The 22,710-nt window shown below is 47.3% G+C and carries 19 protein-coding genes and 1 pseudogene; 5 read left to right on the top strand and 15 right to left on the bottom strand.

Translation table 11 applies throughout. The features are described from left to right. Nucleotides 1–175 precede the first annotated feature (175 nt). Nucleotides 176–1,057, top strand: coding sequence for a carbohydrate kinase family protein (locus tag Q338_RS12995; RefSeq protein WP_034296356.1), 882 nt, complete (start codon nt 176–178; stop codon nt 1,055–1,057). 85 nt (nt 1,058–1,142) lie between these two features. Here the strand turns inward: Q338_RS12995 and Q338_RS13000 are convergent, their stop codons facing one another. After that, the gene (locus Q338_RS13000; protein WP_034296358.1) at nt 1,143–1,496 is read right to left on the bottom strand and encodes a hypothetical protein; all 354 of its coding nucleotides are present in this window, start codon (nt 1,494–1,496) and stop codon (nt 1,143–1,145) included. 298 nt (nt 1,497–1,794) lie between these two features. On the opposite strand from Q338_RS13000, the gene Q338_RS13005 reads away from it, so the two are divergent. Together Q338_RS13005 and pyrC are read left to right on the top strand one after the other, a co-directional pair. Continuing rightward, the gene (locus Q338_RS13005; protein WP_034296528.1) at nt 1,795–2,019 is read left to right on the top strand and encodes a sulfurtransferase TusA family protein; all 225 of its coding nucleotides are present in this window, start codon (nt 1,795–1,797) and stop codon (nt 2,017–2,019) included. Nucleotides 2,020–2,504: 485 nt separating this feature from the next. Next, nucleotides 2,505–3,545, top strand: coding sequence for a dihydroorotase (gene pyrC, locus Q338_RS13010; RefSeq protein WP_034296360.1), 1,041 nt, complete (start codon nt 2,505–2,507; stop codon nt 3,543–3,545). 145 nt (nt 3,546–3,690) lie between these two features. Here pyrC and Q338_RS15230 read toward each other — a convergent pair whose 3' ends face one another. The 9 genes and pseudogenes from Q338_RS15230 to Q338_RS13050 all read right to left on the bottom strand — a co-directional run bounded on the left by Q338_RS15230 (nt 3,691) and on the right by Q338_RS13050 (nt 16,315). Further along, complete coding sequence (locus Q338_RS15230) at nt 3,691–3,999, bottom strand: hypothetical protein (RefSeq protein ID WP_244773743.1); 309 nt, start codon at nt 3,997–3,999, stop codon at nt 3,691–3,693. A 72-nt stretch (nt 4,000–4,071) separates the two neighbouring features. Next, nucleotides 4,072–4,539: pseudogene (locus Q338_RS15235) on the bottom strand (DNA cytosine methyltransferase); the annotation flags it as partial. 65 nt (nt 4,540–4,604) lie between these two features. Further along, entirely contained in the window at nt 4,605–4,724 is a 120-nt protein-coding gene (locus tag Q338_RS14195) for a Com family DNA-binding transcriptional regulator (protein WP_084693609.1), read from the bottom strand. Nucleotides 4,725–5,020: 296 nt separating this feature from the next. Further along, a complete protein-coding gene (locus tag Q338_RS13020) occupies nt 5,021–6,001 on the bottom strand; it encodes a D-Ala-D-Ala carboxypeptidase family metallohydrolase (RefSeq protein ID WP_244772881.1) in 981 nt (326 codons plus the stop codon). Between the two features lie 57 nt (nt 6,002–6,058). Continuing rightward, nucleotides 6,059–6,313, bottom strand: coding sequence for a hypothetical protein (locus Q338_RS13030; RefSeq protein ID WP_034296364.1), 255 nt, complete (start codon nt 6,311–6,313; stop codon nt 6,059–6,061). Then, nucleotides 6,310–6,693, bottom strand: coding sequence for a hypothetical protein (locus Q338_RS13035; RefSeq protein WP_051968663.1), 384 nt, complete (start codon nt 6,691–6,693; stop codon nt 6,310–6,312). The genes Q338_RS13030 and Q338_RS13035 overlap by 4 nt, the downstream gene beginning before the upstream one ends. Before the next feature lie 66 nt (nt 6,694–6,759). Continuing rightward, nucleotides 6,760–7,128, bottom strand: a complete 369-nt coding sequence (locus Q338_RS13040) for a hypothetical protein (protein ID WP_034296366.1) — start codon at nt 7,126–7,128, stop codon at nt 6,760–6,762. A gap of 77 nt (nt 7,129–7,205) precedes the next feature. Then, nucleotides 7,206–15,536 (bottom strand): TipJ family phage tail tip protein, encoded by an 8,331-nt coding sequence (gpJ, locus tag Q338_RS13045; RefSeq protein ID WP_034296368.1) that lies wholly within the window; start codon nt 15,534–15,536, stop codon nt 7,206–7,208. A gap of 44 nt (nt 15,537–15,580) precedes the next feature. Beyond that, on the bottom strand, nt 15,581–16,315 hold the full coding sequence (locus Q338_RS13050) for a tail assembly protein (RefSeq protein ID WP_034296370.1): 735 nt from the start codon (nt 16,313–16,315) through the stop codon (nt 15,581–15,583). 120 nt (nt 16,316–16,435) lie between these two features. Here Q338_RS13050 and Q338_RS13055 point away from each other — a divergent pair, with 120 nt between their 5' ends. Both Q338_RS13055 and Q338_RS13060 read left to right on the top strand, forming a co-directional pair. Next, nucleotides 16,436–16,720, top strand: a complete 285-nt coding sequence (locus tag Q338_RS13055; protein ID WP_034296373.1) for a type II toxin-antitoxin system RelE family toxin — start codon at nt 16,436–16,438, stop codon at nt 16,718–16,720. Nucleotides 16,721–16,767: 47 nt separating this feature from the next. After that, nucleotides 16,768–17,127 (top strand): helix-turn-helix domain-containing protein, encoded by a 360-nt coding sequence (locus Q338_RS13060; protein WP_034296375.1) that lies wholly within the window; start codon nt 16,768–16,770, stop codon nt 17,125–17,127. On the opposite strand, the gene Q338_RS13065 is transcribed toward Q338_RS13060, so the two are convergent. Genes Q338_RS13065 through Q338_RS13085 form a run of 5 tightly spaced genes read right to left on the bottom strand, consistent with a single transcriptional unit; the run spans nt 17,124 to nt 22,707 of the window. Continuing rightward, nucleotides 17,124–17,873 carry a C40 family peptidase gene (locus Q338_RS13065; protein WP_034296377.1) on the bottom strand — a complete coding sequence of 250 codons (750 nt, stop codon included), beginning with the start codon at nt 17,871–17,873 and terminating at the stop codon, nt 17,124–17,126. The genes Q338_RS13060 and Q338_RS13065 overlap by 4 nt on opposite strands. Beyond that, nucleotides 17,873–18,580 (bottom strand): phage minor tail protein L, encoded by a 708-nt coding sequence (locus Q338_RS13070; RefSeq protein ID WP_034296379.1) that lies wholly within the window; start codon nt 18,578–18,580, stop codon nt 17,873–17,875. Before Q338_RS13070 ends, Q338_RS13065 begins: the two co-directional genes overlap by 1 nt. Nucleotides 18,581–18,593: 13 nt before the next feature. Next, entirely contained in the window at nt 18,594–18,917 is a 324-nt protein-coding gene (locus Q338_RS13075) for a phage tail protein (protein WP_034296381.1), read from the bottom strand. Between the two features lie 2 nt (nt 18,918–18,919). After that, complete coding sequence (locus tag Q338_RS13080; protein WP_051968664.1) at nt 18,920–22,459, bottom strand: phage tail length tape measure family protein; 3,540 nt, start codon at nt 22,457–22,459, stop codon at nt 18,920–18,922. After that, a complete protein-coding gene (locus Q338_RS13085) occupies nt 22,456–22,707 on the bottom strand; it encodes a DUF1799 domain-containing protein (protein WP_051968665.1) in 252 nt (83 codons plus the stop codon). Before Q338_RS13085 ends, Q338_RS13080 begins: the two co-directional genes overlap by 4 nt. Nucleotides 22,708–22,710: the final 3 nt, after the last annotated feature.

Raw genomic sequence — 22,710 nt, forward strand, 5'->3', positions numbered from 1 at the left:
GGGGGAAATCTGCGGAACAAATTAATTTCATTGAAAATCAACAAGCCACCCCCACCCTAACCTTCCCCCGCCAGCGTGGGAGGGAACAGGTTACAGGCAGCCTGAAAGATTTTTGTCGTGTACCGAAAAGGCAGCCTGAAAAAAATTTCCCCCTTTAAAATGAAGGAATAAACAAATGAAAGTAACCAGTTTCGGCGAAGTCCTGTGGGACGATTTTGAAAGCGGCAAAGTATTGGGCGGTGCGCCACTCAATGTGATGGTGCGTTTGAGCAATTTGGGTGCGGACGCGGCAATGATTAGCCGCCGTGGACAAGACGCTGATGGCGATGAACTTGTGCGCCAAGTGGCAGCAAAAAATGTGAAAACCGATTTTATTCAAACCGATACGGAACAAGCCACCAGTTTGGTAAAAGTGTCATTAGACGCAAAAGGTTGCGCCAGCTACGAAATTGTTTACCCCTGCGCGTGGGACAGAATCGCGGTGGAAAACGCAGCTTTGCAGCGCGTGGCGGAGTCGGACGCGTTTGTGTTTGGCAGTTTGGCGGTGCGCGATGAAGTGTCGCTGGCTTCCTTGCGCCGCTATTTGGAAGTGGCGAAATTTAAGATTTTTGATGTGAATTTGCGCGAGCCGTTTTACACCACCGAATTATTATTGGATTTGATGAAGCAAGCGAATATGCTGAAATTAAATGACGATGAATTGCAATTGGTGGCAGAAGCATTGGGTTCAAAATATCATTCTGTGGAACAAAATATCCGTTTTATTGCCGAATTAACCGATACTTCAACCATTTGTGTTACTTTGGGTAATCATGGTGCGGTTTTGTTCCAAGACAATCGTTTTGTTCACCATAGTGGTTTCCGCGTGCAAGTGGCGGACACGGTGGGCGCGGGCGACAGCTTTTTGGGTGCATTGATTTACAAATTGCTCAACCGCGCCGATCCAAAAGAAGCGATTACGTTTGCCTGTGCACTGGGCGGCATGGTGGCTTCCAAACATGGCGCAACGCCGCAAATTTCTTTGGAAGAAATTGAACGGTTTATGTACCCAATGTAATGAGAATTGGGGCAACCTGAAAATTTTTTCAGGCTGCCCCAATGTTTAGGCAGCCTGAACGTTTCAAAATATTTTTATGGATGGATTAGCGCATGGAATAAATCACATCTTCCACTTGTTCCATCACATAAGGCAACATAATATAACGGCGTACAATCAGATAAATCGCCACATTATCAAACTGCGGCAAAAGATGGATAATGTGATAATGCTGGTCGGTGGTTACGACTGATGATTCTGCAAAATCATACAAACCCATTTCCACCACCAATTGTTGATGTTTGATAACGCTGTCGGCGACTGCTTTGACGGCAACGGACACGTCCAAACCCTTGTCCACATTAACCAAGATGTCGTGGGAATGGCAATTAAAAATAACCGCACCCAGCAAACCTTCCACCATAGATAAAATTTGGACTGTTTTAGGAAATTGAGTCATCTATAAAACTCCCTCTGATAAAGCATATTATAATAGCGTAAAATGATGTTAAGATACTGAAGCAAAAATAAGGTTCGATTTTACGCTAACTTGGTTTTAATTTATATGTAAATTTGAATGTGATCATATAGTTGTTTGAATTTTCATCTAAAAATTTACAAATGCAAAGCATAATATATGTTGTCAATTATAAACAATCTGAACAAAGTAACTAAAATATTTTACTTGATATAGGTCAAAATATCAACTTTTTAAAAAAATTAGAATAATTTTTTCTAAAACGTGGAACATATTTATGATGAACGAAGTTTTTTTAGATTTAAAAGGTTTAAAATGCCCCATGCCCATTTTGCGCACGAAAAAGGCACTCGCAGCAATGGAAAGTGGTGCGATTTTGACGGTGCTGGCAACAGATGCAGGTGCACCCGATGATTTCGCCGCTTTTTGTAAACACACAGGGCATGAATTGCTGGAAAGCAGCGCGGCAGATGGGGTGTTTACTTTGGTGTTGAAGCGTAAATAGTTTCAGGCTGCCTTTCAGTACACGACAACTACATGTAGGGTGCGTATTACGCACCGAAATTTCAATTATTTGAATGATTTGGTGCGTGGTACGCACCCTACATTTTGAGCGTTGGTTTCAGTACACGACAAAAATCTTTCAGGCTGCCTGTAACCTGTCCCCTCTCCCGCTTGCGGGGGAGGGTTAGGGTGGGGGTTCGTTGATTTTCAAGACAATTAATTTATTCCACAAATTTTTCCCCCCCCCCCCCCCCCCCCCCCCCGGGGGGGGGGGGGGGGTGGGGGGGGGGGTTCGTTGATTTTCAAGACAATTAATTTATTCCACAAATTTTCCCCCACCCTAGCCCTCCCCCGTTGGAGACGGGGGAGGGGACAGGTTTGTGGTTATTTCAAAAAATTGTCGTGTACTGAAAGCGTTGGTAAAAATTGTCGTGTATTGTAAGGCTGCCTGAAAATCACATTAACCCACAAAAACAAGGAAAAACCATGCAAACCTTAACCATTACCCAACCCGATGATTTACATGTCCATTTTCGTGATGGCGACGCGATGAAATCGGTCGTGCCATACACTGCGCGGCAAATGGGTCGCGCTTTGGTGATGCCCAATTTGAAACCACCCGTAACTACTGTTGCACAAGCCCTTGAGTATAAAAAACAAATTCAGGCTGCCACGCCCGAAAATTGCGCGTTTGAGCCATTGATGTGTTTGTATTTGACCGATAAAACCACGCCTGAAATGGTACGCGAAGCAAAGGCGGCGGGCATTGTCGCATTCAAATTGTATCCTGCTGGCGCAACCACCAATTCGGATAGCGGCGTAACGGATTTGTTTAAATTGTTGCCTGTGTTGGAAGAAATGGCGGCGCAGGGAATTTTATTTTTGGCGCATGGCGAAGTAACCGACCCCGAAATTGATATTTTTGACCGTGAAGCGGTGTTTATCGAACGGATTATGAAACCTGTTTTAGCGCAAGTGCCGAATTTGAAAGTGGTTTTTGAACACATTACTACCGCCGAAGCGGCGCGTTTGGTGTGCGAGTCGGGCGACAATGTGGCGGCAACGGTTACGCCGCAACATTTGATGTATAACCGCAATCATATTTTGGTGGGGGGCGTGCGTCCGCATTTTTACTGTTTGCCGATTATCAAGCGCGAAACGCACCGCAAGGCTTTGTTGGACGCGGTTACGGGCGACAAATCGCATAAATTTTTCTTGGGAACGGATTCCGCGCCACACCCGAAACACGCGAAAGAAAACGCTTGTGGTTGTGCGGGCATGTTTAGCGCGATGACGGCGATTGAGTTGTACGCGCAGATTTTTGAACAGGCGGGCGCGTTGGATAAATTGGAAGCGTTTGCCAGCCAGAATGGGGCGCGTTTTTACGGGCTGCCTGAAAATCCGCGCAAAATCACTTTGGTGAAACAGCCGCAGCGTGTGGCGGAAAGTGTGCAGTTTGGCGAGAGTGTGGTGGTGCCGATGTGCGCTGGGGAAGAATTGGCTTGGTCAGTTATTTCAATTGATTGAATAATTTAAGTTTTTGTAAAATTTGAATGGTTTGAAAAATAAAATGGTGTTGAAATGGTGTAAATTTTAACCAAGAATATTCATTTTATGCACATAAAAAAGCAGCCTGAAACAGGAAAAATCCCATTTCAGGCTGCCTAATTTTTCACTCAAACGTCTTAATCAACTTCCGCGCAATCCATTCCGCGACTTGCGGTACAACGGCGTTTCCTGCACCCCGAGCTTCTTCAATGTCGGACGGAGCCAATCCGCGCAAAAACCCATCAATTTCAGACGCTCGCCACCGCTCAACCATCTTATCCCGTCCGTTGGGCATAGCGATGATACTTGAAAATCCCAAATCAATTGCGCTTCCGCTCCGTAGCCCCGCAAGTAACGTAGGCGCGGCATTTTCCCACGCTGTGCCTTCTGCACCCGTGCCACCGTTAAGTTCCATTGGTCCGGCATCACCCATAAGCTCCAATGGGGGGTACTCGTGAAGACCTGCGAATATGAAAACCCTACGGCGGCGCGTGGGGACTCCGAAATAACGAGCATCAAGCACGCGCCAATACCCCACATACCCGCATTCGGCAAGCGTTTCAATGACTTTCTGAAAGTCCAAGCCATTGTTTGATGAGAACAAACCGCAGACGTTTTCAAGTACGAGCCAACGGGGAGACAACTGTGTAACAATGTGCATTGCGCTGAAAAAGAGGCTGGTTCGCTCGCCCTCAAAGCCGCGCCGTTTGCCCATGAGCGAGACGTCTTGGCAGGGGAATCCGCCAACGATAACATCAACTGTGGATAAGTCGGGCAAACAGGTTCTGACATCGCGGTGTTGTTTGGCGTGTGGAAATCGGTCGGCAAGGACGGCGCGGGCAATGTCGTGGATTTCAACTTGCCAACTTGTTGTAAATCCTGCGTTTTCAAATCCAATGTCAAAGCCGCCAATTCCTGCGAACAGGCTGCCGACTGTTGGTTTTCGCTTGTGTTCTGTTGATAAGTCATTCATGAAATACCTTCAAAATGGCGTTCAGGACACTCTGATTGATGGTATTCAAGATACTCTGTTGATAACTATGCTTGTTTAAAGAAATTCAAAGATTTGCAACGGGCGCATTTGATTGAAATTTCAAACACACCCGCCGCATTTGCCAATTTTTTGTTGCAATTTTGGCAACGTAATTCGCGGTACATTTTGCGTTTTCCTATCGTATTGTTATACAATAAAAATCCCTATAGGGACGGCTTTAGGCTAACGCAGGTCTGTTCTGCTAGGCTGGCAAAAACGGTGTACCCGCACCGTTTTTGTCGCCGTTTTCTGTAGGTTGTTTAAGTCATAATATTCTTCCTTTTAAGTAACCAAACAAATTTAATTTAAAAATCCGATTAGCGTAGGTTAGGCATTCATGCCCGACCTACAATTAAACTATTTTTGTGCAGGTACTTAATTAATTTCACGCAATAATTTTTCAGGCAGCCTGAAATCAAAATTAAGCTAATAAACCAGCCGAATAATTTGTTTTCCCATTGATTTTATTCGCGGTTAATTCTTGATGACGGTTGTGTCTCGGATTAGCTTTAAAGCCCAAATGCACCCACGCACCATCGCCCAATTTCGGAAATTCTAAAATATTTTGGTCGTAGCTCAATACGCCTTTGTCTTTCATTTCTTTTAATAATTTAGCAGTTTGCGCGGACGTGTAGCCGATGATGTCAAAATCCACAGCCAAGCCGAAACGATGTGCCGAGCTAGGCGCACCCCCCACTTTCTGATTTAATAATTCACAACGGAAACAGCTTGTTACCACAATCCCCGTGTCTTTACCGTTTTTGTTGGAAACGTAGGCGCGGACTTCTTCCAGTTTTTCGGCGCAATATTTGATGTTGGCGCGTTCCGCTTCATTGGGAATATTCTTGATTTTCAAACGGATAGCTGTATCACTACGGGTCATTTCGCGCCAACTAAAATGTTCAGTAATCCAGTCAGCAGGATTTTTTTCAGGTTGCGTGGGCGTAATTTCAACCGTTTGAATATCTTGTAAATTTTCATCTTGAGACACATCAGCAAAATCAATATGCACCCATTCGCCAACCGTGCCACTGCGTTGTTGTGCCGTCAGATAAGTATATGAAATCAAATTTAAATGTTTCATTTCTTCAATCAATGCAACGGTTTGGGCTGTGGTGCAGCCTGAAATACCAAAATCAATCGCAAGCCCTTGAATATGCGCTGAATTATCATCACTACCCAAAGCACGGTTCACGTCCAAACTGCGAAAACCCGAATACACCACAATCGGCGTTTCACGCCCAAATTTCGCGCTGGCAAAGGCGCGGATTTGTTCCATGCGTTCACAGCTAAATTTAAGATTTTTCAATACATTCTCATCAGGTGTATTGTCTAAATTATGCCGCGTGGCAAATTCGTTTTGAGTCATTTCTTTCAATGAAAAATGGGGACTTAATTTCATGTTTTTTCCTTTGATAAAAATTCAGGCAGCCTGAAAAAGCTGCCCGATGGGTTAAAATCACTTCATTTTTTGCTGCAATCGCCAAATTCGCCAAGTTTGTGAAGCGAAATACAACGCCACGCCACAGCGAAAAATCACGCTTTCCATCGCTGGCGGGGTTTGAGCAATCACAATCGCTACCGCGCTGGGTATCAAACAAATATGAGCCCAAAACGACAAATTCTGATAAGCGTGAACCCGTGAACTCAAACGACACACGCAATACACAAAAATGACCACGCCTGACAATTTACTCAATAAAATCATTATCATGATTTATCTCCTTTGCCGCCAAACGAGTGCATGATTTTTTCCGCTTTGGCAGCCAAAAACGGTAAAGCCCATTGCCAGCCCGCACCAATGGCAAACGGCACAAGTGCTTTAAAATAAAGGGCTTCCTCTTCAGGTTGCCCCAGTTGAATGTGATTAATCAAAAATGCTGCCACCGCAGGACTTGCCGTGCCAGCAAACAGCATACTCGCCATAATCGTACTAATCGCTTTGCTGCGCGTGGTCGGCTCACCGCGAGCCAGCGAAATCGCCCCACCGAGCGCGCCTAAAATCAGGGCTTCGGCGGGCATACCCAAAAAAGTACCCGTGATGCCCATCAATGAAACTTCTAGCCCATAAATGGTGCTGGTTTGTACCGCCATTGTGTTCTCCCAAAAGTTCAGGCTGCCTAAATCGGATTTTGCCCACTTCAGGCAGCCTGAAAAGGTTTATACGTCAGCAGCTTTGATTTCACGCTCCACCAAAACCGCACCCACAAATTCATGTGGCAAAATCGGCTGCAAATACGCATCAACCGCGCCCTCTGGAATCGGTGCAATCAATTGACGATACGCCCAATTTTTCGCGTCCTCATTTTCAGGAATGCCCTGCAAATTGATGTTCAACGGAATGCCAACGGGACTCTTGCCCGCGTCAAACAGTTTTTCGCTAAAGTAACCATCTACTGTTACCATAGTCGTATTCATTTTGTAGTGAATATTCACAGAAGAAACAACGTGAAAATTCGTTGGTACGCCTGTATCAGGATTTTCAATTGCGATTTTCAAGCCCACAATTTTTTTCGTTTGAGTAGCCATAATATTTTTCCTTAATCAAAGGGTTAAACAAAAACCCTGCTTCATGGCAAGAAACAGGGTTCACAAAAAATAAAAAATCAAATCACAAAACACACCACACCCGACACATCGCCAAGCGGTCGCAAATCACGATTATTGTCAATCGTACACAGAATTTCCAGCGTGTGCGCGCTACCATTAATCACTTTGCTATAAGCAATACCGCCCGTTTTCGGCGTGGTATAGGGAATATCAATGGGGATTTCAAAGTTCAACAATACAGCTTGCTGTGGAATCGTGCCACCGATATTTGTACCATTAATCTGACCGCTCACCGTTGTACCAGGAATAGTCGCACTCACATTGGTACCAGGTATATCACCGCTTACCGTCCCACCATTCACCCAGCCACTTACGCGCGTACCTGGTATATGCCCGCTCACTTGAGTGGGCGGAATCCAACCACTGACCGATACAGGCGCAATTTGGGCATTCAATTGAAGTGCAGGTGTATGAAAAGTATGTTCAACACGCTTCTTCACTCCGACTGTTTTAGTAGGAGAAGTCAATGTTTTTTCAGACTGTTTCACACCATTCAACCACAAACTCAACACCACTGTTTCGCCATTTTCCGCCACCGCTAAAATTTGCGGCACAACCAGCGTTCTTGATGTTTTGCGAGACGTGCCAATCCGACAAATCAGCCGATTTTCTTCAACAGCGAATGTGCGAGCGGCGACCACATCGCCAATAATATTCGCCGCTTCCAAATCCACCGCTTCCATTCGCGCACCACGAATCAGGCTGCCTGAAATCACACCGCCCGAAATGGTGGGCGCGTTAATCATTTGGCTGGCGGCTAAATGCTTGCCCAAAATTGTGCCATCAGCAATCAAATCGCCTGAAATTGCGGTCATGGTTTTGCCATTTTGCGTTACAACAGAGAAAACAGGCTTCAGGCTGCCTCCGTCCCACACCGCAAACTTATTCGCATGAATATTAAATTGGCTTTCACCACTTGCGCCGTCCGCGCCCACACTCAAACCTGCGACCACTTTTTTGCCACCGCTCACGGTTTCCGTTTTCAAGGTGTACAAAGATTGCACTTTGCCATTGAGCGCGGTTGTGGCGGTTTGCGCGGTGCGAATATTCGCTTCAGCCGTTCCCATTTTGCTGTTTAAGCTGTTGATTTGGGTGGTGGCGGTTTGCTGATTATTCGCTACAGTGGTTTTCAGGCTGCTGATTTCGCTTTGTGCCGTGCCGATTTGCGATTTGGCGGTGTTGATTTCTGCGGTTTGAGCGCGGTCGGTTTCGGCTTGCGCGGATTTGTGGGCGGTTAATTCAGCTTGAATGGCGGTTGCTTGACCTTCCACGTCTTCGGGTGCGGGCGACCAGTCTGTTGCCACATTGCCACGTTCAAACTTGATTTTATTCAGATAAATTTCATAAGGAGCGCGAGCAACACCCCCTATCATTAAATAAATCTGATTAAATTCAGCCACATTCGGCGTTGTAATCACAGTAGAATAGCGCGCCATTTCACTGCCAACTTGTATATTGCCCCAAGTTTGCGACAAAATGCCCGACGGTTTGCGAAAATGCACACCAAAATTAACGACTTCACCCACAGCAGCCCATGCCATAAATGACAAGGTGTATTGCGTATTTGGCTCTAAATTATCAATGACTTGCCCGATACCGCGAAACGGCTCATTATTATTCGCTGCCAATTTCAGGCTACCTGAAATTAGTATACGCTCGGCAACACCCCAATTAGACCAATGGCGTAAATCATTAGAAAAATTGCTATTTTTCAAATAATTTCGCCCCCCAACCTGCAAATTATCCAATTTAGCAGTTAATCCGCTTATCTGTGTCGCAGTCGCACTGTTTTGATTGCTTACAGTCTGCTCTAACACCGTGATTTTCGCCGTTGTCGCGGTATTTAACCGCGTAGCTTCCGCAATCGCAGCGTTTTTTGCTGTGTCTGCTTTCGTTTGCGCGTCAGTCGCTGCTTGTTGCTTCAAAACTGCGTCTTTTGCCGCCGCATCTGCAATAGCTGCGGCTTTGGCTGCTTCGGCTTTGGCGGTCGCGGTGTTGGCGGCTTCAGCGATGGCGGCAGATTTCGCGGCGTTGGCTTTGGCAGTCGCGGCGGTGTCAGCGGCTGTGATGGCTGCCTGTTTTGCCGCGTCTGCTTTCGTTTGTGCGTCTGTTGCTGCCTGATTTTTAGCGGCGTTTACATCGCTGCGCCATTCGCTCTGTAGCGTGGTTCTCGCTAGGCTCGCTACTTCGGTTTTGTCAGCTTTCGTGGTGCGAATGCTGTCAATCGCGGATTTGTTTTGATTCATCTGCGATTTGGCAGCCTGAATTTCGGCGGTTTGGGCGCGGTCGGCGGTGGTTCGCGCTTCTCGCTCACTTGTCAAAGCAGCTTCCAATGTTGCCAAATTTTCAGCAAAATCAGGTGCTTTGTAACCTGTCCACACTTCTCCTTTACTTGCGTACGGCAAACAATATTCCACCGCTTCACCCGTGTAATCAATGACAGAAATATAAAGCTGATTAAATGCCCCTGTGTCTTGTACAGGTTTTTTGGCTTTTAAAACAGTCCACTGCCAATTGCGCGACAAAGTGGGTTGCGCTAAATATTCTTGCCCAATCCAAGCGGGCAGATTGGCAAAATGCAACCCAATTTTGCCGTTTTCAGGCTGCCCATCGGGCACGCGAGCGGCAATTGCTAAAATGTAAAATTCGCCTTTCTCCCACAATGCTGCATGGGTATAAATGCCTTTTGTTGAGCCATTTTGCCCCGACCATGCAACACGAATAGCGGTGGATTTATCCACACCTTGACCAGCCAAGCGGGTTACCGTTTCAGGCTGTGGGTTACGGTTGTTATTGTAGCCATACCAACCAACAGGAAACCCATTTGCCCAAGTTTCCAAGTTTGGATTTGGCAACTGATTTGCACCCGCAGCCTTGCCGAAACTGGTTTTTAGCTCGCTGATTTGACTGGCAGTCGCGCTGTTTTGATTGCTCACTGTCTGCTCTAACGCTGTGATTTTTGCGGTAGTTGCAGTATTTAGGCGGGTTGCTTCCGCAATCGCTGCGTTTTTTGCTGCGTCTGCTTTCGTTTGCGCATCAGTCGCTGCTTGTTGCTTCAAAACCGCGTCTTTGGCTGCTGCGTCTGCGATGGCTGCCGCTTTTGCTGCTTCGGCTTTCGCTGTAGCGGTATTGGCGGCTTCGGCGATGGCGGCAGATTTCGCGGCGCTGGCTTTGGCGGTCGCGGCGGTGTCGGCGGCTGTGATGGCTGCCTGTTTCGCTGCTTCTGCTTTCGCTTGCGCGTCTGTTGCAGACTGGGTTTTTGCAGCGTTTACATCGCTTCGCCACTCGCTTTGCAATGTGGTTCTCGCTAAACTTGCAACTTCGGTTTTGTCCGCTTTCGTGGTGCGAATGCTGTCAATCGCAGATTTATTATTGCCGATTTGCGATTTGGCAGCCTGAATTTCTGCGGTTTGGGCGCGGTCGGCGGTGGTTCGTGCTTCTCGCTCACTTGTCAAAGCGGCTTCCAATGTTGCCAAATTTCCAGCAAAATCAGGGGCTTTATAACCTGTCCACACTTCTCCTTTACTTGCGTACGGCAAACAATATTCCACCGCTTCACCCGTGTAATCGCTTTCAACTGAAATAAAAAACTCATTATATCTGCCTGTATCTTGAGCAGGTTTTTTTGCTTTTAAAACAGTCCATTGCCAATTTCGCGATAAAATGGGTTGTGCGAGATATTCTTGATTCAGCCAAGCAGGGGCATTGGCAAAATGCAGCGCAATCTTGCCATTTTCAGGCTGACCATCGGGTACGCGAGCAGCAACCGCTAAAATATAAAATTCCCCTTTCTCCCACAAGGCGATATTAGTATAAATGCCTTTTGTTGAGCCGTTGCGCCCCGACCACGCAACACGAATAGCGGTGGATTTGTCCACACCTTGACCTGCCAAGTGTGTTACGGTTTCAGGCTGCGTACTGCGGTTATTATTGTAAATAACCCAGCCCACAGGCATATTGCTTTGCCAGTTTTCCAAGTTTGGATTTGGCAACTGGTTTGCACCCGCAGCCTTGCCGAAACTGGTTTTTAGCTCGCTGATTTGACTGGCAGTCGCGCTGTTTTGATTGCTCACAGTCTGCTCTAACGCTGTGATTTTTGCGGTAGTTGCGGTATTTAACCGCGTGGCTTCGGCAATCGCGGCGTTTTTCGCGGCATCTGCTTTCGTTTGCGCATCAGTCGCTGCTTGTTGCTTCAAAACAGCGTCTTTTGCTGCTGCGTCTGCGATGGCTGCCGCTTTTGCTGCTTCAGCTTTCGCGGTGGCGGTGTTGGTGGCTTCAGCGATTGCGGCGGATTTAGCAGCGTTGGCTTTGGCGGTCGCGGCGGTATCTGCAGCTATGATGGCTGCTTGCTTGGCTGCGTCTGCTTTGGCTTGCGCGTCTGTTGCAGACTGGGTTTTTGCAGCGTTTACATCGCTTCGCCACTCGCTCTGTAGCGTTGTCCGTGCCAAGCTCGCCACTTCTGCCTTGTCAGCTTTCGTGGTGCGAATGCTGTCAATCGCAGATTTGTTGTTGCCGATTTGCGATTTCGCGGTGTTGATTTCGGCGGTTTGGGCGCGGTCGGTTTCAGCTTGCGCGGATTTGTGTGCGGTTAATTCAGCTTGAATATTGTCTGTTTGAACGCTGTCTGTAATATCTTCAAAACGAAAGTTTTGCATTTCAATCACAATATCGCTCGCTGCATTTGTATGTGCTAAAGCAAAACCGACATTTATCAACGTATCACCAAACGCCGAACCACGCGCAACTTGTTCAATATACACCCATTCATTTGCCCGCAATCGGCTATCATCAAACCGAAAATGACCGTAATTATTCAAATTCTTACGTTCATAAACAAAGTAATTAAAACCCGAATAGTGAGCAGATTTACGCACCCACGCAGAAAAGCGATAAGTGCGTTCAGGCAAAATCACCGTATCCGTGCGACTGTAATTCCAAAAAGTTGTTGCACCACGTTTGCGTACGCCCACAGAACCAAACTTGCCGTCTGTCAAATCTGAAACAAAATACTTATTTAAATCATGATTATAGTAGCTACGCCACATCGCCGCATTTTGCAATAAACCGTCCGAGACCAAATTTTCTCCCACAGTCGTTTTCGCTGACAATGTAGATAAACTTTCACTCAAAGCGCGATTCTGCTCCGACATCGTGCGCTGCAAATTATTCAAACTGCCTTCTGCCGTGCCAATGCGCGACTTGGCAGCGTTAATTTCCGCCGTTTGCGCTTGGTCTGCTGTGGTTCGGGCGGTACGCTCGGCGTTAATCGCGGTTTCTGCATTGCCCACACGCGCCGCCAACGCTTCACGCGCGCGCGTTTCCGCCGTTTGTGCGGTGGTGCGGGCTTCACGCTCGCTGGCAATCGCAACCGTGTTTTGTTGCACTTTCGCCGCCAAAGTTTCACGCGCTTGGCTTTCGGCGCGGTCGCCGTTGGCACGCGCGATTTTTTCCGCTTCCAACGCGGCGGCGGTGTTGCTTTGGGCAGCCGTAACCGTTTGAATGGCTTGCGCTTGTTGCGTATTGACCGTTTCAACTTGTGTGATACGGTTGCCCAATTCGCTTGCTTTTTGAGTCAATTCGGCGGCTTTGGTGTTCAAATTGCTTTGCGCGGTTTGCGCGGCATTGGCAATCGCGGTGTTTAATTTTTGCGCTTCCGCTCGCAACGCCGCAGCCTGATTATCCGCCGCATTTTGAATGGCGGCGGTTCGGGCGGTGGTTTCCGCTCGTATGGAATCGGCGCGCGCATTGGCTTCAGCGCGAATGGCAGCCGCGCGTGCGGTGGCTTCGGCAGCGACTTTATTGGCGGCATCGGCGGCGGCAGCAGCTTTGGCGCGGTTTTCGGCTGCCAAATCATCGGCTTTGAACTGATTAAGCAGGGCTTGGCTCAATTCCGTTTTTGTGATTGCGCCCTGAATATGAGCAACAATCGGCGCGGGGTTTGGGTCAGATTTCCCGACAACCACCGCCGTAAACTCGCCAGAATTGCCATTTTCATCAACTAGCCGCGCCCAAAAATAGTAAGTTTCCAACACGCCGACACCCGTCAAAGTGTAGCTGTTTTGTGGCGCAGGCAATTTGCTTAATTTTTGGGCAGCCTGAAAATTGTTTTCTTTGGCATACCAAATTTCGGTGTGCGCGGCGGTCGTTAAAATTTCAGGCAGCGTCCAAACCAACTCAATTGCTAAAGTTTTGGGATTGGCGCGTAAACCTTTAATTTCATAATTGATTTGCCACGCTTTAATCAAAGGTTTGGAATACACACCACGCGCATTCCGTCCCCGAATTTCGGCGCGATAATCGCCGTTGGGCAAATTGTCAAAACGAATTTCGGCGGTCGGATTATTCGGAATATGACGATATAAAACATTGTTTTTGTACAACTTAATATCATAGTCCAATACATCGCCGTCCGCCGTCAAATTGTCCCAACTTAAACGCAAACCGCCGTTTTCAGCAGAAACGGCGGCGTTGTGCAATTCAGGAATAGAACCATGCAACGTATTGACTGCATTATCAAAAACCGCGCTTTCATCAATCACGCTATATTTTTCAGCGTCATGCAATAAGGCGGTAATCGTGTAAGTGCCGTCATTTGTGTTTTCTTTGACCGACATCGCGCGGTACAAACGCGGTTTCACCCGCCCCGACATCGCCCAAAATGCGCCCATTTGCACATTAATTTGACTTTCAAGGCGAATTTGGGTTTTGTTGATTTGTTGGGCAATTTTCACGCTTTTCAGGCTGCCTGAAACCGTGTCAGTATAAAACCACATCGCGCCCACCGCGTTTTTGATTTCGCGGTCCAGCGTGATTTGATTGCCCGACACCGCCACAATCCGCCCCGAAATCTCCGCGCCCGCGTAGTGATTATCGGCAATGCGGATAATGTCGTAAGGCAGGTGTTTCAAGCCCTCGCGCCCGACCGTGAATGTGATGGTATGCTGTTGTTTCAATTCAGTTTGCAAAATCCACGCGCCAAATCGGGCAGCCTGACCGCGACTGTCGCAACCAAAAGCGGTAACTTGTTTCACATTTAAACCATAACAGCTAATAGCTTGATTATTCGCAATATATTCCACTTTGGCGCGGTAGCCATCGTGTTTATCTGAATATTTGACGTGTACGGCGGTGTGAATGGCTTTCATTTGTGCGCTGGCGTAGTCAAATTTGCCATCTTTCACATTGCCATTGCCGTAATGCGCGACTGGGTCGCTGTGTTTGTCTTGCAACACACTGATTTGATTGCCATTCCACACCGCCAAACCGCAAAACACACTTGCCAAATCGTTCAATAAATCCGCTGCTTGGCGCAAATCCGTGATGTAGGCATTGCAGACAAAACGCGGCTCTTGACCGCCGAAACCATCGGGGACAAGCTCATCACAATATTTAGCGACTTGATACAATGCCCATTTGTCAATATCGTTTGCTGTCAATCGTTTAGCCAGTGTGGAATAACGTGGATTTGTCAATAAGTCGTAAAACACCCACGCAGGATTATTGGACCACGCCATTTTGAATGAGCCGTCCCACAGGCTGCCTGAATATTGACGCGTTTCAGGATTATAATTTGATGGAACTTGTAATAATTTCCCTTTAATCAAATAATTACGGCGCGGAATTTGGTTGCCAAACTGGTCGCTGTCAATTTTCAACGCCGCCAAAGCAGTATGCGGATAACTCATTTTCACATCAATGATTTCCACAAATGACGCGAAAAAAGTATTGTTGGCGGTTTTGTCATTGGTGCTATCGGGCGTAACACGGCGCACGCGCAAATTAAACGGCACGGCTGGCAAAACATCAAACAAAACATCATGATAAAACGCGCCCGAGCCTTTTTCATTAAACACCACATCGCGGGTAGCCTGAACACCAGAATGATTAATCAATTCAACCACTAACTGCGTATTCGCTGCCACGCTGTCGCCATTGTCTTTAACTTGCAAATTGCGTTCAACTCCGACCGTTACGCGCAAACGATTAATTGCATTATCAGAAATAGCGCGAACTATGGGCGTATTGTGTTTCACATTCGCGCCCACCGATACCGTGCGCTCGGTCGCGTCAAAAGTCGGCAAATAAGACTGGTCAGGCGTACCTGCCTGAAAAAATCCCGTAACACCTTTAAAATTAAAGGAATTATCGGGATTTTGTACAGGGGTATCATCAAAATAAATGCTTTTAAATGGCGCGTCATCGCCATTGGCAAAACCTGCGATTTCGCCCTCACAAATCGCGTCAATAATGCGCAGATTTTGGGCAGAATTGAGTGTATTCGGGGCTTCGTAGGGTGTTCTTGCGCCACCGCCTTTTTTGCTTCCCATATTGATTTTCCTTTATTTTTTTCAGTTTCAGGCTGCCTGAAGTTTTATGTGCTTAATGTTGCCACATAATTTCGGGCGCGTACGCTATCGTGTGCAAAATCCGTGTCATACGGCTGTCCATTGGGCGCGGTCGCTGCCACGCCAGCAACAAAAGTTTTGCGAATATTCAGTGCGACATTTTGCGCCGTTGGATTGTTTAAAATTGGGTCGTCTTGGCTGGTACGGCGCGACTCCACACCCTGCGAAATCACGCGACTGCCAGCATAAACAAGACCATACGCGAGCGGAACGGGCTGCCCTTGCGCGGCGGTGTTGTCTAAATTGCTAAAAGCCGTGTTGCGGCTCGCTTTTTGCCCTTGTGAATTACCGTCCAAACGGGGCGGTTTGGACAACATTTGCGCCACGCCACCCAATGCCAAACCGACACCTGCTTGCACCAAATAACTGCCCCATGGCACACCATAAGCCATCGCCACCGCGCCAATGACCGCCAACACCACACCGCCAATTAGTTGCCCAGCACGACCCGCCCCAGCCGTGCGCGGAATAATGTGAATAGTAGCCGTCTTTTCAGGCTGCCTGAAATTCTCTACAATATTGTTTTCATTTTGAATTTTTCCGTTTAATCGCACTAAAAATGTGCCAGCGCGGATTTTGTCGCGTAAGCCCGAAATTTGGCTAAACAGCCCATTGAGCGCGTCCGCAGGGCTGGTCGCGTGCAAACAAAAACGGCTGCCAAAATCGCGTTTTAGGCTGCCGTGTAAACAAATTTCAATCATAAGAAAATACCTTTAAAAATCATCTTTATAAGAAAATAAATAAGATAATTATAAGAAAATACTTGACTGTATAAGTGAATTTTCTTATAATTATCCTAAATCAACAACACAGGAGACCAAATGGAAACCGAAAATCAACCAAAAATTGAATGGGTACAAAAAGCCATTCGGGAATTAAGACAAATTGATACACGCTATCAGCAAGCAATTCGTGATAAAGTGAACAAATTGATTAACTTCCCCCAAGTGCCTGAAAATTTGGACATTAAACACTTGGAAGGCTCAAAATACCGCTTGCGGCATGGCGATTACCGCGTTTTCTTTGAAGTGATTGATGAAGTGCCAAAAATCATTCAAATTCAAAAAGTTAAACGCAGAACCAGCCAAACTTACAAAAACAACTAACCAACAGGCAGGGCGCAAGCCCTGCCACCCCAACATAAGGAAAAAAAATGCAATATCAATATGTAAACGACCAACAAGGCAACCCTTTGTATGTACTTGTCCCCATTGCTGATTTTGAACGCTTGACCCGTAGCGAAGAATGGGAAAATATTCAAACAGTTAGCGATGAATTTGACAATGTGAGCATTCCAAACGAAGTTGTGAACATCATGTTTGACAAAGACGTGAGCCAAATCGCCGCATGGCGCATTTATCGCGGTCTGACCCAAGCCCAAGCCGCCGAAAAAGCAGGCATCACACAAGCCGCATTGTCCCAAATTGAACGCAAAAACTCACGCCCACAAGCGCAAACACGCGAACAATTTTCACAAATTTACAACTGCTTACCCGAGCAATTAGCAGGTTAATTGCTGTGTAACAAATCCGCAAAAATGGCAGCCATCATTTCAGGCTGCCATTTTTGGTGTCGCCACACCGAATGCGTGTGTTTTTGCCAATAATCTGAATAAAAATCCAGCCTGCTCAAATGATTATGCGCGTGGTGCAAGATTTCGCCATTGCCCAAATACAGCAAAGCGTGTTCGGGCGTGTGTTTGCCCGATTGGGTCAAAATAATATCGCCCGCTTGCCAATCATAAACTTGATTAAATTCATGATTATACTGAAAATAATTCAGCAAAGTTTGCGCTTCAATGTCTTCATCAAGCCCCAATCTTTCGCAATCGGGCAAATCCAAACCGCATAAATGATAAGCGTCTTGGATTAAACGGCAACAGTCTGATTTGTCATAAATAAATTCACGACCGCGCAAATGTGGCACGGGCTGAAATAATTTCAGGCTGCCTGAACTTGCCAAAATCCAAGGCAAATCAGTAGCAACTTGCGCCTGTCTATCCGCACCTGATAAAAACGGCTCGCCGTTGGGGTGGGAATGCACAACTGCAACAACTTCACCTATCGCATTGGCACGAATAACATCATCTACTGAAATATCAAAAGTTTCTGCTGGATTAGTTGCCACATTGAAACATAGAAAAAATGAATATCCAGTCTTATTACAAACAATAAAACCGCACATTTCATGAGGTTTAGATTTTTCCGCAATTTTCAAAATGCTTTCTTGCGTTTCTTGAGTTAAACTATTTAAATTCATTAGCTTACCTTATCACAAGACGGAAAGCCGCCAAACGGCAACACCGCATTTTTACCAAATCGCGCCTGACAATCCAGTAAACGCTGCCCACAAGCGTCTTGAGCAGGGTCGCTGGTGGGATTGCCGAAACGGTCAGCCACAGGGCGACCGCCGTAACCACATTCCGCGCCCCGATACTGCCACACGCACACACTCGCAAACATCATCCGCGCTGGCACAATCGCGCCGTCTGCTTCAGATGGCGTGGCAAGCGTGAATGTGGCGGTTTCCGCATTCAAATTGCTTAACTGCTCAATCGTGAATTTAGAAACGATTTCTTGCGTTGGGTCGGCTTTGGGGTTTTGGGCAGCCTGAAAATTCGCCGCGTCTAAAAATTGCGCGTAGGTTTGGCGGCGCGTAACGATTGCGCCGACAAGCTGATTGTGCTTTTCAGCCAGCCCCGTTACCAAACCCATGACGTTTGAAACCGTCAATTTCGGGCGATTTGCCGTGCCATTGCCTGACAATTCAAAGCCTTCCGCGTGAATAGGGTAGGTGGTGTACGTTTGCCCTTTCCACACAATCGCTTGATTTTTCTCGTTTTGGAAATTGCAAAAACGCAGCAATTCGCCACCCATGCGCCGCAAATCCAGTTCCCATAGGTCAATCAGGCAGTCTTGCTCTAATTCTGATAAAGCCATCAACATCTTGCCTGACATTTTTTGCATTCGTGTATTCATCTTACACCTCTTCAAATTCGCATGAAATCCGCCACACAATACCCCCAGCATTGCGCCGTCTGTACTTTTTCACGCGCACTTCGGCTTCGTTGTAGCCCCAAATAAACGATTTAACCCCAGCGTGGCGGTCAAAAAAAGCGGCAACTTCATCAATTTTGGTTTTCTCCCCCCAAACCGTCAGCGACCACGTCCGTTTGCGGTTATTCATGCCTTTGGGCTGGACTTGCGTGTAACCATCTCCCAATTGCACCATGCGCGTTTCAAAGCGGATTTCTTCTTCAAAATCGTTGGTTTCTGCTTTCCAGTTAAACACTTCTTTGCTCATATTTAAGCCTTCATCATGTTAAAAATCATGCCATTGGGTCGCAAATGTTCGGCAATACGCATATCCGCCAATTCTTGCACCAATTGCGGAATCGCTGCTTCAATGCCTTCTTGCGCCCCTGCTCGGGCTTCGTCTTTGTTGCTGCCTGAAACATTGACCGTGATATTAATCACAGGCGCGGCAGATTGCGCGGCTTTGGTGTGCGCCAAAATGCCCACGCCACCGCCAACCAAACCGCCCGAACTGTAGCCTTTGGCGCGGTGTAACAAACTTTCCACCACCGACACGCCACCCAAAGCGCGTAAATTTTCTTGCGAAAGCACATATTCGCCTTTGTGAACAATGCCCGCAGGTTCAAATTTACCGCCATGCCCCGTGTAGCCGCCGTCCGAAAAACCGCCTGAAATCGCCGAGCCAATTGCACCCACCCAGCCACCAGCCCCCGACATGGATTGTCCAGCCGCTTTCATGGCGTTAAAAATTGCCATTTTAATCATCATTTTAGAAATATCTTGAATGATAGATTGGCTAAACTCACGGAAATTTGCCTTGCCTGTGGCAACAAAATTGGCGATTTGGTCGCTGAAACCGCTCGCCGTTTGCGCCACCAAACCGCTCATTTCTTCGCGCATGGATTTGAAACTGCCCACATACTGCGTCATGCCATCTGAAATACCAGCGAGCCAATTTTCACCGTGTGCTTTTTGCATTTTTTCAATTTCTTGACGGGTCAGTTCAGCCGTTTCTTTTTGCAATTCCAAACTTTTAATCCAATCAAGGCTTGCACCGTCTGAAATGGCTTGCATAATGTGCAAATCGTATTCACGCGCTAAAGTCAGCTTTTCAATTTCCGATTTGGTTTTGCCAACAAGCGATAATTCAAATGCCGCATCATCTCGCTGTTTGTGCATTTTTTGGCTTAAATTACCAATTAAATCAGCGTATTTGCCATCAATGTCAAACTGTTTTTGTGCAGCTTCAATCATGGCTTGCTTGCTAATTAACGCATTTTTTTCGGCGACGGAAAGATGTTTCAGGCTGCCTGATTCCGTTTCATACTGCAAACGCGCCAATTCCGTGCTTTTGCCTATCATAGCGTGTTTTTGCGCTAAAATTTGCATTTGCTCGTCAGCCATTTGTTTGTATTTTTCATGTGTGGCTGCTTCATCGGCGGCGCGGGCTTTGGCTAATTCGCTGTTTTGCTGCTCTTTGGTCCAGCTTGCAAATTCAGGTCGGCTGCGCAAATCGCGCTCGTTTTCAATTACACGGTGCTTGCCATTGGCTCGCAATTCGCGTTCAATTTGGGTGCGTAATTGCTTGTGAGCATTTTGTTCAAGATATTGTTCATAATCTGATTTTTTGGGGATTTTTGCCGACATATCCCACTTTTCATATAGACCTGCTGCGCTTGAACTATCCAAGCTGCCTACACCTTTCCCACCAAATTGCTGTTGCAATTTATTGGCTTTGCCGACCCACATACCTGCAAACTGGCGAGCTGTCATACTGGTACGACCACCATTTTGCAACACTTGCGCTTGCGCCCGACCACGCGACATAATTGTTGCCAACGCGTCCACCACATTCATATCAGGATTAGATAACAGGGCTTTGGCTCCACCCCAGCCCTGTTGATGACCCAAATAATATTCACCAGCCGTTAAATCACGCCCTAGCTTTTGACGCAAACTGGCACTTGCCCGAGCATGATGTTTTCTGACAGCGTGAAATGACGTTGCCAAATCCATTGCACCAGCACGGCTGACACCGTAGTCCTTGAAAAATTGGGGCATGATTTGAAAATGCCCCGTTGCACCCGAACTTTCGTTAATCAAATCGTTACCGCTTCGGCTTTCAATTTGATACAGAGCCAACCATTTCGCAGGGTCTTCACCTGATTGCTTGGCTAATTCATACAAACGTTTTTGGTTTGACGACAAACGAGCCATTGGTGTACCACGATATGCTGACTGTTTTTCCCGCTCCGCCGCTTTGCGCTCCTTATCCTGTTCCGCTTGGATTTTTTCATTTATGCTTGCTTTTTGGGCTTTTGCCCATTTTTCGGCATCTGCAATCGTTTTTTTATCGCCACCTGCACGCACATTGGCTAAATCCTCATCAATTTTTTGCAATTCTTGGCGCAATTTGGCAATGGCAGGCAAAGCACTTTCCGCGCCACGCCGTAAATTGTCCATTGATTTAACGGCATTTTCATTGATAAGTTGTTTGGCGCGTTTTTGTTCACTTAATTCTTCTTCAACGCGCATTTCACGCTTGAGCATGGCGATTTTTTCATTATTCGCCGCGCGTTCTTTGCTCATGTCCACGCCAAATTCGGCTTCAGTGCGGCTTAAATCGGCGTTTGCGCGTTCTAATTTGGCAATTTGTTCCGAAAAAGTGCTGTCGCGCCCCCATGATTTCATCACTTCCCATGCGCCACTGGATTCTTCTTTGATGTTTTTCCAAACGCGTTCAATCCAACCCAAATTCTCGGTTACTTTTTTCGCCATGTCCGCCGTTTCGTCTGCGTACAATTTTTGCACCAAACGCACCGCCTCTTGCTCTTTCCCCTGTTCTTTCAAGGCAGTAACTTGCGCGTACACATCTGCCGTCATGGATTTGTATTTGCCCGACAATTCCACCACCGCTTTCACGGGGTCATCGCCGATTTTGGTAAATTCGCCCACCAATTCAGACACATCTTTGCCTGTGGCTTGGCTCATCAGCGACACAGACGTGGCAAAATCCGCGTAATCATCACGCGCAATTCTGCCTTCCGCCGCAAACGCCATCACCGCCTCACGCGCTGCCGAAAAGCTGCCTGTGGTGCCGCCAACGGTATCTGCGACCACCTGTAAACGGTCAGCAGTGATGCCCGCTCGGTCGCCCGAAAGGGTCAGTACGTTTTCAAATTCTCGCCCCTCTTTCGCGCCAGCGTACATCGCATAGCCCACCGCGCCAATCGCCCCCACCGCGCCCGCCATCGCCAACTTAAACGGCGAAATGCTGGCGGCGATGCCCTTAAACATATTGCCAAAGCCACCAAAACTATCACGCATTTGACCGCCTTGTTGGATTGCAATCAAAAACGGACTTTGTCCACCAGCAAGCTGGGTTACAATGTCCGTCATTTGCGCGGGCATGGTACGCAAAGCGGCGTTGTATTGGCCCTGCGAAATCGTCAGCCCATCGGTCTTTTTTCGCAAACTATCAAGCTGGTTCAACATCGGCGTTAAATGCCCAACATCAACGCCGCGCTGTTTTGCCAAACTCTCGTAATATTGACGGCTGCCACGCTCCCCCGCTTGCAGCAGGGCGATTTCGCGCTGTAAAGCCAACTCAATGCTGCGACTGGCTTTAGCTTGCTTTTGCGCGGATTTTTCGGCGGCTTCGCCCACGCTGTTCAGGCTGCCTGCGGCTTGGCTGCCCGAGCGTTGCGCGGTTTGCGCCAAATTGTTCAGGCTGCGTTCCGCTTGTTGCACGCCACGCGCCACGCCACTCGTGTCTGCGCTGATTTGGATAATGCTGTTGTTTTCACTCATTTTTTATCCCTGTGGAAAATATCCAATGCCGCCGATTCGCAAACTTGAATTTGCGCTAAAAGTTCAAGTTTTCTTGATTTTTCAATACCTTGTAAATCCATTAACTTGAACAAAACGGCATAATCCAAGCCCACCGCGCCGCCAAAGCCCATTCGCCATTGACTGCTCATTTGTTGAAACAATTCAACCGCTTGCCAATGGTGCGCCCATACTTCTGTTTGATTATCCGCCAAATCCGCCAAAGTCAAACC

It is taken from the genome of Alysiella crassa DSM 2578, from assembly GCF_000745955.1.
In the GTDB taxonomy this organism is placed as follows: Bacteria; Pseudomonadota; Gammaproteobacteria; order Burkholderiales; family Neisseriaceae; genus Simonsiella; species Simonsiella crassa.

What these genes read in the sequence shown, in the direction of transcription:
- Q338_RS13080 (WP_051968664.1), bottom strand. Translation starts at nt 22,459, where the DNA reads ATGAGTGAAAACAACAGCATTATCCAAATCAGCGCAGACACGAGTGGC.
- Q338_RS13040 (WP_034296366.1), bottom strand. Translation starts at nt 7,128, where the DNA reads ATGGCTACTCAAACGAAAAAAATTGTGGGCTTGAAAATCGCAATTGAA.
- Q338_RS15230 (WP_244773743.1), bottom strand. Translation starts at nt 3,999, where the DNA reads ATGGGTGATGCCGGACCAATGGAACTTAACGGTGGCACGGGTGCAGAA.
- Q338_RS12995 (WP_034296356.1), top strand. Translation starts at nt 176, where the DNA reads ATGAAAGTAACCAGTTTCGGCGAAGTCCTGTGGGACGATTTTGAAAGC.
- Q338_RS13055 (WP_034296373.1), top strand. Translation starts at nt 16,436, where the DNA reads ATGGAAACCGAAAATCAACCAAAAATTGAATGGGTACAAAAAGCCATT.
- Q338_RS13035 (WP_051968663.1), bottom strand. Translation starts at nt 6,693, where the DNA reads ATGGCGGTACAAACCAGCACCATTTATGGGCTAGAAGTTTCATTGATG.
- Q338_RS13030 (WP_034296364.1), bottom strand. Translation starts at nt 6,313, where the DNA reads ATGATAATGATTTTATTGAGTAAATTGTCAGGCGTGGTCATTTTTGTG.
- Q338_RS13075 (WP_034296381.1), bottom strand. Translation starts at nt 18,917, where the DNA reads ATGAGCAAAGAAGTGTTTAACTGGAAAGCAGAAACCAACGATTTTGAA.
- Q338_RS13005 (WP_034296528.1), top strand. Translation starts at nt 1,795, where the DNA reads ATGAACGAAGTTTTTTTAGATTTAAAAGGTTTAAAATGCCCCATGCCC.
- Q338_RS13050 (WP_034296370.1), bottom strand. Translation starts at nt 16,315, where the DNA reads ATGATTGAAATTTGTTTACACGGCAGCCTAAAACGCGATTTTGGCAGC.
- gpJ (WP_034296368.1), bottom strand. Translation starts at nt 15,536, where the DNA reads ATGGGAAGCAAAAAAGGCGGTGGCGCAAGAACACCCTACGAAGCCCCG.
- Q338_RS13060 (WP_034296375.1), top strand. Translation starts at nt 16,768, where the DNA reads ATGCAATATCAATATGTAAACGACCAACAAGGCAACCCTTTGTATGTA.
- Q338_RS13070 (WP_034296379.1), bottom strand. Translation starts at nt 18,580, where the DNA reads ATGCAAAAAATGTCAGGCAAGATGTTGATGGCTTTATCAGAATTAGAG.
- Q338_RS13000 (WP_034296358.1), bottom strand. Translation starts at nt 1,496, where the DNA reads ATGACTCAATTTCCTAAAACAGTCCAAATTTTATCTATGGTGGAAGGT.
- Q338_RS14195 (WP_084693609.1), bottom strand. Translation starts at nt 4,724, where the DNA reads ATGTACCGCGAATTACGTTGCCAAAATTGCAACAAAAAATTGGCAAAT.
- Q338_RS13065 (WP_034296377.1), bottom strand. Translation starts at nt 17,873, where the DNA reads ATGAATTTAAATAGTTTAACTCAAGAAACGCAAGAAAGCATTTTGAAA.
- pyrC (WP_034296360.1), top strand. Translation starts at nt 2,505, where the DNA reads ATGCAAACCTTAACCATTACCCAACCCGATGATTTACATGTCCATTTT.
- Q338_RS13020 (WP_244772881.1), bottom strand. Translation starts at nt 6,001, where the DNA reads ATGAAATTAAGTCCCCATTTTTCATTGAAAGAAATGACTCAAAACGAA.